We start from the raw sequence: 16,634 nt of genomic DNA on the forward strand, positions 1-16,634 counted from the left end.
TGATTTACGCAAGTTCACAAGTAATTACTTCAGACACCAAGCAAAGCCTCTAATTCTTGGTCAACTAATGCTGCTAATTCATCTTCGGAATATTGCTGAATATCTATTAACAAATCAGTTTGCACTTCAGTCTCTATTTGCGGCTCCACCACAACTGGCTCTGCTACATTCAAGGAAATTACATTGTTGAGCAGATATTCAGCTAAAGATTCAATTGTGGGATATTCAAAGGTCAAAGTCGAAGGTAGAGAATTTCCTAAGCTGGTTTCTAGTCGGTTCTTCAACTCGATGGACATGAGAGAGTCCATCCCCATATCGAAAAAGCCCTGTTGCGGATTTGGTTGATAAGCTGCTTCAAACCTGAGAACTTGGGCAACCTCAGTTTGAATGTAAGCAATTAAAACATTCAGGCGAGCGCTAGCAATAGTTTCCTCTAATTGACACAGAAGTTCAAGTTGTTTGGCTGATTGTGCAGAATTCCCTTGTGGCTGGGTTTGGGGAGCTAAATCGGAAATTAAAGGTGCTGCGCCTCCTGGTGGGAATTGCTGGAGGAATTTCTCCCAATTGACTGACATCACACCAACTTGAGTGGCATCTTGTCTCAATAAATCTCCCAATAGTTGCAATCCCAATTCTGAGGACATGGTAGCAAAACCACTCTCAGCTATGCGTTTTTGGCTACGACTATCTAAATCTGCTGCCATCCCAACTTCTGCCCAAGGCCCCCAGTTAATGCTCAAACCTGGCAAACCCAAACCTCGACGATAATGAACTAAGGCATCCATGAAAGCATTAGCGGCTGCATAGTTTCCTTGGCTGGGTGAACCAAGTAATGAGGCGACAGAGGAGAAGCAGACAAAGAAATCTAAAGGTAGGTCTTTGGTCAATGTGTGCAGATTCCATGCCCCTTGCACCTTGGGAGCAAGCACTTTAGCAAAGCGGCTCCAATTTTGTTGCATTAATACTCCGTCATCTAAAACACCAGCCGCGTGAAAAATACCTCTAAGAGGTGGATAGTTAGCTTTGATTGCCTCTAATATCTGAGCCACATCTTCAGGGTTGGACACATCTGCTGTGACAACTAGAACTTTTGCCCCTGCTTGCTGTAGTTGATTGATAGCTACTTGAGTATCACCAACAACTCCGCGCCTGCTAGTTAAAATTAAGTTTTTGGCTCCTTGTGCTACTATCCACTGGGCAACTTGCAGGCCTAGCGCCCCTAAACCACCTGTAATCAAATAAGTCCCATCTTCACCAACTGCAAGTTGATTCGCCGGGGTTTGAGCTTGGCGACGCACCAACCGGGAGACTTTCCGCACTCCTTGACGAAATGCCACTTCGTCTTCTTGGTCTGGGAAGCACAACTCTGCTAATAATTCTTCAACTTCGTTCCCATTACCAACTGGGTCTAAATCCAACCGCACACATGATAATTCTGGATGTTCCAAGGGAATAACACGTCCCAAGCCCCACAAAGCAGCCTGAGTTATGGCTAAGGAATCGGACATTGGCTCTACTGGCTGGCTTCCTCTGGTAACTAACCACAGACGAGGAGACTTAGACCAAGTTGATTTTGCTAAGGCTTGAACCAAATGCAGCACATAACCACAGCCAGTAACCTGGGTATCTTGGAAATCAACAATGCTTTCATGCTCCAGCCCCCACAGGTATACTACCCCACGGCAAGGAGGTTGGTTATTACCTAAGCTTGCTTGAATTAACCTCTGAAAATCTTGTGGTTCTGAGGGATTGATGTAGTAATGTTCTGCATCGGCTTGATATTCGGCACCGGGAGAAACTAAGATAGTGCGATCGCCACGTTCTTTGAGTAGTTTTGCTAACTTAACCGCCGTTCCTTGGTTATCAGCAAATATCAGCCAACTCCCTTCTTGTGCCTGTGCCAACTGATGATTTTGCTCACGAGCCTTTGGTTGCCAAGCTACTTCATACAGCCAATCACCTAAATCTTTTTGCAGACTTTGCAGCAGAGTTGCCCGACGAACTTTCCTCACTTCAAAACCGATGATTTCGGCGATTAACTGCCCATTTTGGTCGAACAGATGTACGTTACCAATTAAGCTTTGCTGATTAGATGTTGGTGTTTTCTGAGCATGACACCATAGTTGATGACCAGGATGGGAACGACCATAGAATCTAAAGCTACCGATGCTAAAGGGAATGTACATATAGTCATTCTGGACTTGCTCGGCAGGATTAACATCCCAGCAAACGTTGAGTAGTTGCAAGCATGAATCAATTAATCCCGGATAAAGTTGATAGTTATCGAGTTCGTCTGGTAATTGGGGCAGTTTCATTTGACATACAGCTTCTCCATCCTGATGCCAAATATTTTCTAGCCATTGAAATGAAGTTCCCCAACTGTAGCCAACTGCTTGAAAACTAGAGTAAAACTGCGTTCCTGATAAAACTTGAGAACATCTAGCCTTGACTTCTGCCACATCTACGAAATTGGGTACTGGCGAGAACAGCCGGACTTTTCCTGTGCCGTGTGTTTTCCAAGAGTTAACCTCGTTTTCTGCTTCTCCACCTAAGAAACTAATAATTTGGAAGGAAGTATCTTCCGTTGTTTGGGGTGTCAAAACTAGCTGAACAGTTGTACTGCCGTCATCTGGGCAAACCAGCGTATTTTGAAACAACAAATCTTCGATGATGCAAGATTCATTGGGGAAAGCCTCCTTAACTGCGGATAGAAGCATCGAGATATAAGATGCACCAGGAACTATTCTGACTTCATTTAGTTGATGATCCTCTAGGTAAGCAGGCGAATTGGGGCTAAATTGGGTTTCAAAGCGAATTTCTGGAGAAAATGGTAATTTTAGCCGTTGACCGAGTACAGGATGGAGAATTTTGCTAGTCTTGGCGGGTAAAGTCTGTTGCCGATGGGATGTCTCAACCCAATAGCGCTGGCGCTGGAAGGGATAATTTGGCAGCACTAGGTGACGACGGGGATAATCTTGCTCAAAGCCAGACCAGTTGATTGATGCCCCACGCAAGTATAATTCCTGCAAGCTTTGCAGTAACTGTTGCCAATCCGACTGTCCTGGGCGCAAACTAGGGAGCCACACTCCTACTCCTTCAGGGAGACACTTACGACCCATTCCCAGTAAAATTGGTTTTGGCCCGACCTCTAGAAAAATTTCGCAACCTTGCTGCTCAAGGGTTTCCATCCCAAAAGCAAATCTCACTGACTGGCGCAAATGTTTGACCCAATATTCCGCATTGGTGATTTCTGTGGTCACTACTGTGCCGGTAACATTAGAAATCAGTTTGATATTAGGTAATGAAAAGCTGACTTCTGCGGCAATGCGCGCAAATTCTGCCAACACTGGTTCCATTAAAGGAGAGTGGAAGGCGTGGGAAACGTTTAACTTGGCACTATTAACGCCTTCGCCTTGGAGAGTAGACATTGCTGCTGCGACTGCTTGATGCTGTCCAGAAATTACGACACTTTCGGGGCCGTTAATGGCAGCAATCGAGACTTGATTGGCATAAGGTTGAATAGCTGCCAATACTCGCGCTTGGGAGGCGAATATATTGACCATTGCCCCATCTTGAGGTAATGACTGCATGAGGTGAGCGCGGGCAGCAACCAATTTTAGTCCATCTTCCAGATTAAAAACTCCAGCTATACAAGCGGCAACATACTCACCCAAGCTATGACCCATAACTACTGTAGGTTCTATGCCCCAAGATTTCCATAACTGGGAGACTGCATACTCTAGGGCAAATAAAGCTGGTTGGGTGTAAGCAGTCTCATTAAGAGGGCTAGTCCCAGATTCAGGATAGAGAATCGACAGTAAAGGCTGTTCTAAATAAGGACGGAGAATTTCATCACAACGATCTAAAGTTTCCCGGAATGTCGGTTGGGTTTCGTAGAGTTCTCGCCCCATACCTATATACTGAGAACCCTGTCCGGTAAATAGAAAGGCAATTTTCGGGCGCTTTTTGTTATGTAATTGTCCACTCACACCTGGAGTTTTACCTGCTGCAAAAGCCGCCAATTGTTGACGTAAGTCCTGAGTAGATTCAGCGACAACAGCCAAACGATAGTCAAAATGCGATCGCCCTGTATTCGCTGTGAAACAAATATCTGCTAGATTTGCTTTGCTATCACCTGCCAAAAAGGATTCGTAGCGGCTGACAAGTGAATGTAGTGCTGATTCAGTTTTCGCCGATAAACTCAAAAGATGAAGCGGACGCTCAGTTTTTGCCTGTACTATTTTAATTTCTGGTGCTGCTTCCAAAATCAGATGGACATTTGTACCACTCATGCCAAAGGAACTGACCCCAGCTAGTCGTCGTCCATCTGCCCCTAATGGCCACTTGGTAGGCTGAGTCGGAACCACAACCGGCAGTTTTTCCCAAGGAATATAGGGATTAGGTTGTTGAAAATGTAAATGTGGTGGTATCTCTGCGTGCTGGAGAGCTAACACAACTTTCATTAACCCAGCAACTCCGGCGGCTGATTCCAAATGACCAACCTGAGTTTTTACCGAACCGATAGTTAGGGGATTGTCTTGGGAGCGACCTTGACCTAATACTGCTCCCAAGGCTAACACCTCAATGGGATCGCCTAAAGGTGTACCAGTCCCGTGAGTTTCCACATATTGAATCTGATGGGCTTGGACGTTGGCATTTTCTAAGGCTTTGCGAAGTAATTTTTCTTGAGCCGAACCATTTGGGGCTGTCAGACCATTACTAGAGCCATCATGGTTGTATGCTGAACCCCGAATCAATGCCAGAATAGGATCGCCATCAGCTAAAGCATCAGATAAACGTTTGAGTACTACTATGCCACATCCTTCTCCTCGTCCGTAACCATCGGCGCTGGCATCAAAAGTTTTACAGCGACCATCACTAGATAAGGCTTTTAATTTACACAGACCAATGGAAGGATCTGGTGAGAGAATCAGGTTGACACCGCCAGCTAAAGCCATATTACATTCTTGAGAACGGAGGCTTTGGCAAGCTAGATGCACCCCTAACAGCGAAGACGAGCAAGCTGTATCTAACTGCATGGTAGCTCCTTGCAGACCCAAGACGTAAGCCAAACGCCCAGCTGCCATACTTCTGAGAATACTTAAAGTATTGTAGGCATCAATTTGAGTGCGATCGCCATAAAAGCTCAGTTGTGAGTAGTCGTCCATAGACAGCCCTACGAATACCCCAGTAGGACTGCCATTTAACTTTTCTGGTGCTTGTCCAGCATTTTCTAGCGCTTCCCAGCTTACTTCCAAAAGTAGCCTCTGTTGAGGGTCGAGGCTGACGGCTTCGCGGGGAGAGATGCCAAAGAACTGAGCATCGAACTTGTCTACCTCATTTAAAAAACCGCCGTGCTGGGTGTACATTTTCCCCAATACATCGGGGTCTGGATGATAAAACTCATCTACTGGCCATCTTTGTGCAGGAATTTTGCTAATGGCATCTACCCCATTATGTAATAGATTCCAGTAATCCTCTGGGTTATTGACACCCCCAGGTAAACGGCAAGACATCCCAATAATAGCGATGGGTTCTTTCTGTAATTGCTCAACAGTATCAACTTCAGACCGCATCCGCCGCAATTCTAAAATGGCATTTTCTAGTAACAAGCGGTAATTTATGTTCTCTGAATTAGAACTCATACTAATCTCCTTTGTTTAACTGTGGCAATTTCTCTGGTAAGTAATTCAGCTATTTCCGCATCTGAGAGTGCTTTTAAGTCTGCCGATTCGGTCATTTCTGCTTTGTTTGTAGGCAATTCTACAGACACCAATAGACTTTCTGTGTGCAAATTAGACTCTGGCTTTGTCTTGGCTAATTCTGTCGGTTGGGGAATTTTTTGACTGGCTAGGTGGCGTGCTAAAGATTCGATGGTGGAGAAGTTCCAGACTATAGTTGCTTCCAAGGGATATCCCAACCATTCACTCAATTCTTGGGCTAACTTGACAGCTCTAACGGAATCTAATCCATAATCAGCAAATGACTTACTTTGGTCGATTGACTGGACTGCTACTGCCAATTTTCTCACGACCCAATCCATAATCCAGTTTTCGATCAATTCGGCAGTTTGATAAGAGACATTTACCGACGCAGATGTCTGAGTTTTGCTAACCACAGTATTATGGGAAGGTGCAGCAGAATTTTCTTGCCTTAGTAGCCGCTTGAGTATTTTGCCAGTCGGGTTCTTGGGGATGGAGGAGACAAATTCGACGGCACTAGGAACTTTATATTTAGCCAGTTTCTGGTAACAGAATGCAATTATTTGTTCTTCTGTAACTACTTGGTTTGGTTTGAGGACAACACTAGCTTTCACCTGTTCACCTAGTACTGAATCTGGTACACCGTAGACAGCTACCTCTGCAACACCTGGATGCTGGTAAATAACATTTTCAACTTCGGCTGGGTATACTTTTAATCCACCGTTGTTGATCATATCTTTGAGGCGGTCAATGATGTAAAAGTAGCCCAATTCATCTATTTGACCAATGTCACCGGTGTGAAACCATCCGTTCTTAATGGCTTTGGCAGTTTCAGCCGGGCGATTCCAGTAACCTAGCATGACATTGACACCGCGAATAACGATTTCGCCGAGTTCACCAGGGGCAACTTCGCAACCATCATCGAGGCTGACAATCTTCATCTCGACATTTTCAATTGGTGAACCAATAGAACCCAGTTTGTACCTCAATTCGTGGTTATAACTAGCTAATGGTGATGTTTCTGTAAGACCATACCCTTGGTTGATGACTTTACCAAACTTGTCTTGCCATCGTTTCGCAATTTCTACAGGCAAACCTGCGGCCGCAGAGAAGTAGTAACGCACTGAATCCAAATCGCGGATAGATGCTTTATCGCATAAAAGAATAAAAGTAGTGGGAACACCAAAAAAGATTGTAATATTATTATATTCGCTGATGGTTGTCAGTACCGTTTCTGGGTCGAATGATCGCTGTAAAACGATAGTTGCACAGGTATTAAGTCCACTATTGAGAACTGCATTCTGCCCGAAACAGTGGAACATCGGTAAAAATAGTAAAATTTGATCATTAGGGCGCATTTCGCAACAGTGATTCATTGAGTGCATATTGGAAATCACATTGCCATGAGATAAAGTAGCGCCTTTAGGGAAACCTGTTGTACCAGAAGTATAAAGAATCGCCGCCGGATCATCACGTTCCATCTCCACAGCACGGGCGCTAGACGAAGCATTTGCCATGAATTCACTCAATGCGATCGCGTCAGATGCTTTCCCCTCAGCAATTAAGATGTGCTTAAGGTGCGGTAAATCGGCTTTGGGCAATTTTTCTCGCAGCGTTTCTGTGGTTACGAGTACAACCGCTCCACAGTCATTGAGAATAAACTTGAGTTCATCGCTTTGCAGACTTGGGTTAATGGAAACTGCGATCGCCCCAATCTTGAGAATCCCCAGATAGGAAATAACAAGTTCAGGAATGTTTGGTAATAATAATGCTATGCGATCGCCACGTTCAATCCCTAACCCCAGTAAAGCATTGGCAAAGCGATTTGCCATTTCATTCAGTTGTTTATAAGTAAAATATAAGCCTTCAAAAATGAGCGCTGGTTTGTTAGGAAAAAGGCAGCAACCACGCTCCACATTTTGTGAAATATTCATAAAAGTTGTTGCAAGATTTAAGTTGTAGCTCTTGTTGTACTTATCGCCTTGATGTAGAGAATTTATGCAATCAGTGTATAAAAATAGTAAACAGTTAACAATTATTAGTTGACTGTTTACTATTGACTATTGGCTAATAACTGTTAATAGATATCTTGAACTGCTTTTACAATCAAACCACCAGCCGCGATATCAGCAGAAATCCGGGCAATATGCTCATCCAGACCTTGCTCATTATCATTCCAAATATATGGGCGATCTGAAGTTGGTTTTTGTCCAACTACGTGGCGGACTGCTGAATACAACCGCTCAGTTGCAGGAGATAGACAGACGCGTGCATCGTAATGACCAGTCTTTTTATATGTGCGGAGGTCAACAGCTTGGACTCCAAACATGAGAGCGATCGCCATATAATTCTGGAATATATCGACAGAACGGCGGGCTAGAGTCGCTGAAGTGTATCCTTGACTGTTGATGTTCTGATTAAATTGTTCCGCATGGGTAGGAAAGCGATCGGCGATGGAATTTCCATAGAAGGTCAACAGTGGCATAATTGAGTTACCGCATATTTGTAGACCTTTTAGTCCCATATTGACTTTACGTTCTCGGTTGCCAAGTAAAGATGGTGGTAGTCCATTGCTAAACTCCGGTGAGGCGAGGAGGGCAATCTGCACATCCAGGTGTTTAGCCAATAGCCCAATATAGTAACGCAGGTGATCCATTCCCATACCTACGTACTGTCCGAGAAAATTGCCTCCATGATAGCTAGCTTGGTTATTCACATCAATCAGTGGGTTATCAGTCACTGAGTTGATTTCGATTTCAATTTGTTTGGCAATCTGAGAAATCCCATCAACAATGGGCCCCAAATACTGGGGAAGGCATCGGAGTGAGTAACGATCCTGAATCAATTCGTGATCACGATAATCGTGTTTACCATCTAACTCATCACGGACTAGCTGGGAATTTGCTAGCAAAGAAATCATCTGATCTGCTGCCCATAATTGACCAGGATGTGGTTTGGAATTATGGATAAATGGGTGGAATGATTGATTGGTTCCGTTTAAAGCTTGGATATCTAGAGCGTGAACGCCCATAGCGATCGCAGTTAAAATTTGAGTATCGTAGACGCAGTTTGCCGCAATACCTGTCATTACTGAAGTGCCGTTCATCATCGCCAAGCCTTCCTTTGGCAACAATGTCAAGGGTGACAAATTCAGTTGACGTAGAGCTGTTGGCGCATCCATTTCTTTACCGTTGAAGTCAACCTTAAAACTGGGATCTAAGCCTATCAGTGAACCAGTAATGTAGGATAGTGGCACTAAATCACCACTTGCACCAATTGAGCCAAACTCATACACATACGGTGTAACACCAGCGTTGAGAAAAGTTTCCATGCGCTTGATAAGTTCCAGCCTGATGCCAGATGCACCGTGCATGTGAGAGTTTGCACGCAATAGCATAGCTGCACGTACATCCGCCAAGGGTAATTTGTTACCTGCACCTGTTTTCAGGAACCAAACTAAGTTGGTTTGGAGTTCAGATGCTTGTTCACGGGATATGGCAACATTGGCCATACCACCAAAGCCAGATGTTACTCCGTAAATTGGTTCCCCAGATTCAACAGCATTATTAATATAATCACAAGATGCGTGAATATTCTGCAAAACGTCTGCGTTATCGGTTAAAGACACTAATGCGCCATTGCGTGCTACCCTTGCAACATCATTGATTGTGAGTTTATGATTACCAATAATTACATTGGTAGAGGAATTTCCAGTGAAAGAAAATTGTTGAGATAAGGTTTTGCTTTGTGCTTGAGATAGTGTCTTCATACAGGGATTATGTTTAACTTGTAGTAGGTATTGCAATTAACTTAACTTTTGTTTTTTACTGAGAGTATTTGACATAACATTTCAGCAAATACAAATTGATATTTAGCTGGCATAAGTGTTTTAAGGAAGCAGTCATTCTCCATGATTGAAACTTTCGAGAATAATTTTTGGAGAAGTTCACGTAAAAATTAACCAAAAAAATTAGCCATTTGTTTCAATTGGTTTACTCATATATTGATGAGAGGGATTCCGTTTGTTGTGTTTTGAAATGACAACATGAGATAATAAAAATTGTAATCGTTTGTTCTGTAATTGAACTGTTATATATTTATCTGGAGTAAGTAAAAGATTTATGCAACTATTCCATAAATTTGACTTTATTTATTTTACTTACCTGTGATCACATATATTAAGCCTTATGTGGAATATGTTTCGCCTATTTCGGTGTCTACAACACTAATACAGCGTGGTGTAAACAGCACAAACATTTAAAATCCGTGAAAATCCTACTATATGAGCTTTTCACGGATTTTAAATATTTAGATATTTTCTTACTCGAAAATGCCTAACAACATAGCTCAATCAAATCAAGCCGTATCCGAAAATTATGTAACTCGATATTAGTAGGTAGCAAGAACTTGGTTAACTTTCTGTTTCTGTAACTTTATGCTGAAGGCTATTATTTACCTTTAACTTACTTTTTCATGTTGTTCCCTATAGCGCCGATTCAGTAAAGCACTTACTCCACCTATATCTAGACTAATCAGCGTTATTAAAGTATTAGGTTCTGGAACGGTAGCGAAAGTGCCATTCACTATAATCTGAGTTGGCTCAGGAACATTTGGTTATAGATCAATTATGACGCTTCCAGAAAGGGATAATATGCCATTAGCACCAGTGAATCTTCCCTCTTCACCAGTGATATTGACAAGTTAAGCACTTCGGAACGGAAATTTTTTATTCTGTCTGCCCACATAAAACAAAAATATGGCAAAGATGATTATAACTAAGCTAAATATGTAACCATCACCAAAAAGTTTGATGGCTAAGGATGAAGCAATAGGCCCAGCAGTACATCCGAAACTATATATAGCTGTGAACAAAGCACTTCCAGAAGATAGTTCGTTTCTAGAAAGTTTTGCTCCAATTAATGCCATTGCTAAGGGAAAAATCGGACTGATACTAGCTCCAGCAATAAATGCAAATATCTGGGTAGCAGTGGAGTCTTGAATCAATGAAAGAGATAAAAACGACAAGATTACGATAGACACGCTCATAAAAAGAACTTTGAGTCTGCCGAATTTGTCTGCTATGTGAGTAACTGGAACAGTAGAGAGCAAGCCGCCAACTACAAATACAGCAAAGGTATAGCCGATCTGCTCTATATTGTAATTTTGTCGTAGCAGATAAACCGGATATAAAGAAACTAGCGTTGATTCGGCAAAACCATAGGCAAATGCACCCTGAAGAGGAAGTTTCAGCTTGTTGAAAATTCCGGAACGTGAAGATTGTTGAAAAACAACTGTTTTATCTGGTAGAGCTATCCAGACCACAATTACGCCGCTAAAAATTAAAGCACTACCCAACAAAAAGGAAAGTTTTGGTGAAACATTATAGAAAGCAGAACCAATTACTGGGCCAATACCAAATCCAAAAGTAAAAGCTAGAGCATTCAAACCATTAACGATCGCTCGATTACCTTCATGACAAAAGTGATTCAATGCAGTGTTTCCACTGACTAGATATAAACAACAAGCAATGCCCATAACAGCACGTATAATAAACCACAAAGGCATTGATGTAGTCATAGTGAACAAAGGAGCGCTAATACCCATCATTGTCAAGCCAAGCATCATAGTTTTACGAAGCCCCAACTTGGGTAATACTTTTACTACGAACGGTGTTCCCAAAGCTATGACTAGAAAATACACGGTAGAATTTGCTCCTATCCATAAATCATCAACTTGATGTTGCGCCATTAATGTTGAGATAAAGGGATTAAATAGCCCTATAGAAATACCAGACAAAAAAGCTATGCTATACAAAGCTGGTAATCCAGTAGAAAAAGGGGAATTTGATTTTGTCGAGATCAATTCTGTCATAAAAACTGAGGATAATTGATAAATTACGTGGTTTAAGTGCATCGTATAAATACGATGCAAGCAATCTTGTTATCGCAAAATAGAAATAGCTTTTTTGCAATAAAATTATTTTTTTAACTTTATTGAAATAAATTTAGCTGCTTAGTAAAGTATAGATTTGTATCTCAAATTCTTAATTGTTATTGATAGCTACTAGATAATGTAAATGTTGGGATAATGACTGCAAAAAGAGTGATTGAGAATTATGCAAAAAGAAATGATCTCCAGGAAACATTTGCAGGTTGAAGTAACTACTAGTCTGCTCACGCCAAGCTTCTAAAGCATCAACCTTAATTGCTTTATCCTGCAAACCTCCAAATACAGAGATTGGGCATTCGAGTGGCATTTCACTTTTGTAAATGTATGTCTCTAGTATCGTAAAGTCCGCTCGCAGACAAGGCAATAAAAGTTGCAACATTTGTTCATTCTGCAAAATCGCATTGGGAATTGCATTGTAACGATCGCAAAGTTCCGCCAGGAATTTAGCCTCAGGCATTTTGTGAATAAACGGTTGGAGAATTGGTTTTTGGGGAGCAGGGCAACAAGCAGCAAATAAATGAACAGGGCTAAGATTATATTCTTGACGGAGTAGACGCGTTATCTCAAAGCCAAGCGTTGCACCCATGCTATGGCCAAAAAAAGCAAATGGCATATTCAGATACGGTCTAATTTTTGATGCCAAAGTTTGAATAAGAGGTAAAAAATTGGTATAGGAAGGTTCTTGCAATCGACGGCCTCTTCCAGGAAGTTGAACTAAGTAAACCTCTACATCCTTTGGTAATTTGTTTGTCCATGTACTATATGTTGAAGTTGTACCCCCCGCACATGGAAAACAGAATAAGCGAAGTTGGGCCTTTGGATTAAGCTGAGGGCAGCTAATCCAAGGATCAACTATTAGTCTTGCTGTCATAAAATTATGTCTGTAATCTGAAAATTTTTGTTATAAAGCCTAAACCTGTTTCTTTATCAGACTGTGGTAACTCTGTTCATAGCAGCGATTAAAGGTAAATATTATTTCTGTACATATACACGGTTAATTAACATGAGTAATTAAATCTGACTATGAGTAAGAATAATTACAGCCAAGACTTCTATTTTTAGTAAATATTTACAGCAAATAATACTATCAAATTCATTGATAAAAAATGTTAATTTTTATCTATTGTTAACTGCTATTAAATAAAGATAACTAAATAGTAAAAGCATAAAAATTTAATGCCTGAGAAATTGCCAATCATATTTGATTCTTCCCGTCAGTATATAAGTTATTAAAACTTAAGAGTTAATTTTTTGTTTGCTCTTATAGTACTTATCGCTCTTCTGTGGGTTATTTATGCAAAACACCAAAATCCCCAGTAAATAAAATTTGATTGGTGAAAAAATGACATGAACTACAGCATTAGAAGCGATGGGCTACGCCCCGCAAAGAAGCGATCATTGGTGGGTACGCCATCGCACTATCTTACTCAGTTAACTAGGATAAATACCAGGAAGGCGATCACTTTTCACTTATCATTAGTTCATTGCTATCAAAATTGATATCAAATGGCTGACCACAAGACCCCACCAAGCGAAATGATTCGCGTTCCTACTGCCCTAATTCCAGTAGTCAGAGAACTATCGCGGCTGCATCGCCAAGGACATACAATTGCCTTGCAGCAAGGCTTAGAGGAATTGATATCCAAGTTTGATAGCAATATTGATATCGATGTTGCCCCAGCAGTAAATCGGTTTTGCAGCTAGAGAAGAAGCTGGAAACCAAACTAGAGGCTATCTCTGGGCAGTTGGAAAAATTGGAACAGGCAATGGCTTCTGGTAGATACAACAACACCAGACCTTGAAGACAAGCTAACCCGTACCAACAGCCCCAAGTTGAACTGCAAGTATTACCTCCTGAAAACCTAGCACCGCGACTAGGTTTAAGTCCGTCGAGCCTCGCACCGTCACGAAAAAAACTCACTACCAAAGAACTTATCAGTTGGACTCGTAACCGCGACCCCAGAGGCATAGGTTGGGAATGGAATGCAAAAGATGGACTTTACCATCCAGTAAAATAACTACCACTGTCCCCACAGTAGGGTTTAATGGAGAAGCATTCAACATAAGAATAGCAATCGTGCTGTTAGTCACAGGTCAGGCAGAATCGTTGAATTTTGGTACTACAAAGCAGTGGGAAGTGCGCTCACCCAGTGTTGTACTACAAGTTCCCGAACATATTCGCTTGACTATGGGTAATCCCGAACGCCACTGGAAAGTACCACCTGTAAATCGGCGTGAAGTGTTAAAGCGTGATAGCCACACCTGTCAATACTGCGGTAGCAGCAAGCGTCTGACCCTTGTTTGTTCGCGTAGCGTCTCCGATAGGAGAAGAACAGAAGGTCATCCGTTCAATCCGGATCTGGGGGACTGGCACATTGCCCTATAGCTCAATGGCAGAGCAACGCGCTGTTAAGGCGGTGGTTGTAGGTTCAAGTCCTACTGGGGCAGCCATTTATTGGGAAGTAGGCAAACAGGCAAAGCCGTCGCACTTTGAATGCGAAGTTTGAGGGTTCGATTCCTTCCTTCCCAGCCTATGCTCCTGTAGCCCAACTGGAAGAGGCGGCTGTCTCAAAAACAGTCTATGTACGGGTTCAACTCCCGTCAGGAGTACCAACGGGATGTGGCGCAACTTGGTAGCGCGGCAGCTTTGGGAGCTGAAGGTTGTAGGTTCAAATCCTACCATTCCGATCATTTGCCCTTGTGACGTAATTGGAAACCGTCGCTCGTTTAGACCGAGTGTTTTGCAGGTTCGACTCCTGCCAGGGGTACTGAATCTTTGTTTGTACTGCTTGCTTTAGCTCAGTAATAGACACTTAGATTAGTTTTTTGATGTGTATGATAACTTGGAGGAATGAAAAGAAATGACATTTTAAATAAAGAAGCTCAAATCAGGCAGTGGATTAGCGAACACCGTTCTAAGGCTTTTATTTGCAGCCAACTGCACTGTAGACCTATGACCTTAGAATCGTATCTCGCTAAAATGAACATCGTCTATAAAGGTAATCAAGGTGGACGTTCACAGAAAATTGGTAAACACAAGCCTGCAAGTGATTATCTTTATAAAGGGTCTTGTATTAATCCACATAAATTGAAGCTAAAGCTGATTAAAGATGGCATCAAACTTGCACAATGTGAGTCTTGTCATGCGGCTAAATGGCTGAATGGCAGCGTTCCTTTAGAACTTCATCATATCAATGGTAATCGCCATGATAATAGATTAGAAAATCTTCAGCTATTGTTTCCTAACTGTCACGCTTTAACAGATAATCATGCGGACAAGGCTCATACAATTTTGAAACAGAAGTTGAAGTCGAAAGAGGTGACACAATCCCTTGATGAGAGGGAAGCTAACAATCGTTTCATCAGCGTCCTGGTATTTGATAGCGCAGAAAGTTGTGATCGCTGGCACAAAATACCACTTGCACTTAGGCATTTAGTAAAGAATGGAGATGACATTTATTTTTCTATCCGGTAGAAATTCCCTACCCACGCCAAGGTAGTAATCTAGTCGAATTATAGAATACCAGTTTTGATCATCTTTCTCTACTAATTCGGGAGTAACGGTCACGTTATAACGCCTTTCAATCTCACATTTTCTGTGTTTTAACTGTTCGGACTCAGTTTTGCAATTCTGTTTATCTAGTTTCAAAAAATCTTCATCTGTAATGCTTTCAGATGCAGTTACATTCTCACAGTGTCCCGTATATTCTGATTTGCAGTTGTTGTAAATTTCTTGCTTAGTAGTCTCTACTTCTGCAGGTTCGGGTAACTCATCCGCGCTGACTTCACAGATGATATGTCCGTCAGATTTCAAATCACTAATAATTTGCAATTCATAGCTATTCATCCCATCATTGATGATTGCCCCTAACTTCGCCCAAGTATTAATGCAAATGCTCTCAAAATTGCCTTCTATCGATTCCTCAAATCCCAAATCAATGAGCTTTTTAATATAAGCAAGTGAGTTTTACCTGTGTTTTTTGGCGATTTCAAGCCTATTAGCTGCTTACCCAAAGGAATAGCCAACTCACCCAAGTAACGCTGATTTAAGTTCAAATCTGGGGTGTATGTGAGCCGCCTTAGTTGCTTGGTGTTCCACTCATCCAATTTCAGAGCATCGCAGTAAATAGTATCAAATTGGTCGCGGCCGTAAGCGGCTAGTACATCATCAATCCCTTTGCCTAATACCAGATGCCACCCCATTACTCGGACTTCACAACCATGCAAAGATAAAAGCTTGGCAGTTTTAGCGATCGCACCATTCACGCTTCTAACCGTGGTGCGCTTCACATCGGCATCAAAACAGAAATAAATTCGCCTGCCTGATTGAGCATAAGCGGCTAACTGTGGGATCAGGTATGGTGCGCCGTTATTTTCGCCGTATTCATCCTTTGGTTGGCGACGGCCTCCCCATACTTCGGGTATACCAATGGCGACATAACCACAAGATAAGATTGCAGCTGCTTTTTTAGCACCCTCGCAGATGATAACGGGAATTTGGGTATTCTCTCTCACCCATCGCCAAAAATCACCATAAGGTAAACTTTGGTAATTTTTTGGTAGTGCCACATCGTAGCGGCGGCTAATTAATTCCCAGATCCGGGCGGGAATCCGTAAGGCAAAAATTTCTGTGTCAACTTTGGGGGGATGCTCATACTTAATTGCCTTGCTGTTACCCTCATCTATTCTTGGCATGTTGGGCTTGAAGCATCCCCAATCGGAATCTTCACCAGTGATAATATTTATTCCGCTACACCACCAACCACCATTAGAGAGGTGAGCATATCGCCGCATATCCCCATCGCGTAGCCGCCCATCATTGCGGCGGCTGATTTTATCGGAGTAGAGCAAGTAATCAAAAGCGGCATTCCCTGACAGCGATTTGAAGTTAAGTGCCGCTATCTCACTGTCAATCTCACTCTCACCCCACTCTTGCCAGTGGCTGGCTTCAAAATCTTCTCTGGCTGGCAAAGTATAAGGTGC

General features: G+C 42.2%; 9 protein-coding genes, 5 tRNA genes and 1 pseudogene. 8 read left to right on the top strand and 7 right to left on the bottom strand.

Annotation, left to right across the window (positions count from 1 at the left end):
• Positions 1-29: 29 nt before the first annotated feature.
• From H6G97_RS20140 to H6G97_RS20160, 5 genes are all read right to left on the bottom strand, one after another.
• Positions 30-5,645 (bottom strand): type I polyketide synthase, encoded by a 5,616-nt coding sequence (locus H6G97_RS20140; RefSeq protein WP_190942481.1) that lies wholly within the window; start codon positions 5,643-5,645, stop codon positions 30-32.
• Entirely contained in the window at positions 5,642-7,636 is a 1,995-nt protein-coding gene (locus tag H6G97_RS20145) for a long-chain-fatty-acid--CoA ligase (RefSeq protein ID WP_190942482.1), read from the bottom strand. Before H6G97_RS20145 ends, H6G97_RS20140 begins: the two co-directional genes overlap by 4 nt.
• Before the next feature lie 143 nt (positions 7,637-7,779).
• Positions 7,780-9,471: an HAL/PAL/TAL family ammonia-lyase gene (locus H6G97_RS20150; protein WP_190942483.1), complete on the bottom strand. Its 1,692-nt coding sequence runs from the start codon at positions 9,469-9,471 to the stop codon at positions 7,780-7,782.
• A 932-nt stretch (positions 9,472-10,403) separates the two neighbouring features.
• Positions 10,404-11,573, bottom strand: a complete 1,170-nt coding sequence (locus tag H6G97_RS20155) for an MFS transporter (protein WP_242055013.1) — start codon at positions 11,571-11,573, stop codon at positions 10,404-10,406.
• A 172-nt stretch (positions 11,574-11,745) separates the two neighbouring features.
• The gene (locus H6G97_RS20160) at positions 11,746-12,522 is read right to left on the bottom strand and encodes a thioesterase II family protein (RefSeq protein WP_190942485.1); all 777 of its coding nucleotides are present in this window, start codon (positions 12,520-12,522) and stop codon (positions 11,746-11,748) included.
• Positions 12,523-13,157: 635 nt separating this feature from the next.
• On the opposite strand from H6G97_RS20160, the gene H6G97_RS55430 reads away from it, so the two are divergent.
• The 8 genes and pseudogenes from H6G97_RS55430 to H6G97_RS20200 all read left to right on the top strand — a co-directional run bounded on the left by H6G97_RS55430 (position 13,158) and on the right by H6G97_RS20200 (position 15,126).
• Entirely contained in the window at positions 13,158-13,355 is a 198-nt protein-coding gene (locus H6G97_RS55430) for a hypothetical protein (protein ID WP_338421784.1), read from the top strand.
• A 355-nt stretch (positions 13,356-13,710) separates the two neighbouring features.
• Positions 13,711-13,950: pseudogene (locus H6G97_RS20170) on the top strand (HNH endonuclease); the annotation flags it as partial.
• Positions 13,951-14,027: 77 nt separating this feature from the next.
• Positions 14,028-14,102: transfer RNA gene (locus H6G97_RS20175), tRNA-Asn, on the top strand.
• 5 nt (positions 14,103-14,107) lie between these two features.
• Positions 14,108-14,181, top strand: a tRNA-Gln gene (locus H6G97_RS20180).
• Between the two features lie 5 nt (positions 14,182-14,186).
• Positions 14,187-14,264 (top strand) — tRNA-Leu (locus tag H6G97_RS20185).
• Position 14,265: 1 nt separating this feature from the next.
• Positions 14,266-14,339 (top strand) — tRNA-Pro (locus H6G97_RS20190).
• Between the two features lie 6 nt (positions 14,340-14,345).
• A tRNA-Leu gene (locus H6G97_RS20195) sits at positions 14,346-14,419 on the top strand.
• Positions 14,420-14,502: 83 nt separating this feature from the next.
• Positions 14,503-15,126, top strand: coding sequence for an HNH endonuclease (locus H6G97_RS20200; RefSeq protein ID WP_190942486.1), 624 nt, complete (start codon positions 14,503-14,505; stop codon positions 15,124-15,126).
• Here H6G97_RS20200 and H6G97_RS20205 read toward each other — a convergent pair.
• The gene (locus H6G97_RS20205) at positions 15,085-15,585 is read right to left on the bottom strand and encodes a hypothetical protein (protein WP_190942487.1); all 501 of its coding nucleotides are present in this window, start codon (positions 15,583-15,585) and stop codon (positions 15,085-15,087) included. The genes H6G97_RS20200 and H6G97_RS20205 overlap by 42 nt on opposite strands.
• The gene (locus H6G97_RS20210) at positions 15,564-16,622 is read right to left on the bottom strand and encodes a DUF3854 domain-containing protein (protein WP_190942488.1); all 1,059 of its coding nucleotides are present in this window, start codon (positions 16,620-16,622) and stop codon (positions 15,564-15,566) included. Before H6G97_RS20210 ends, H6G97_RS20205 begins: the two co-directional genes overlap by 22 nt.
• Positions 16,623-16,634 lie beyond the last annotated feature (12 nt).

This window comes from Nostoc flagelliforme FACHB-838 (genome assembly GCF_014698065.1).
Classification (GTDB): Bacteria; Cyanobacteriota; Cyanobacteriia; order Cyanobacteriales; family Nostocaceae; genus Nostoc; species Nostoc flagelliforme_B.

Coding starts and splice junctions, on each gene's coding strand:
- H6G97_RS55430 (WP_338421784.1), top strand. CDS start 13,158: ATGGCTGACCACAAGACCCCACCAAGCGAAATGATTCGCGTTCCTACT.
- H6G97_RS20155 (WP_242055013.1), bottom strand. CDS start 11,573: ATGACAGAATTGATCTCGACAAAATCAAATTCCCCTTTTTCTACTGGA.
- H6G97_RS20150 (WP_190942483.1), bottom strand. CDS start 9,471: ATGAAGACACTATCTCAAGCACAAAGCAAAACCTTATCTCAACAATTT.
- H6G97_RS20140 (WP_190942481.1), bottom strand. CDS start 5,645: ATGAGTTCTAATTCAGAGAACATAAATTACCGCTTGTTACTAGAAAAT.
- H6G97_RS20200 (WP_190942486.1), top strand. CDS start 14,503: ATGAAAAGAAATGACATTTTAAATAAAGAAGCTCAAATCAGGCAGTGG.
- H6G97_RS20145 (WP_190942482.1), bottom strand. CDS start 7,636: ATGAATATTTCACAAAATGTGGAGCGTGGTTGCTGCCTTTTTCCTAAC.
- H6G97_RS20160 (WP_190942485.1), bottom strand. CDS start 12,522: ATGACAGCAAGACTAATAGTTGATCCTTGGATTAGCTGCCCTCAGCTT.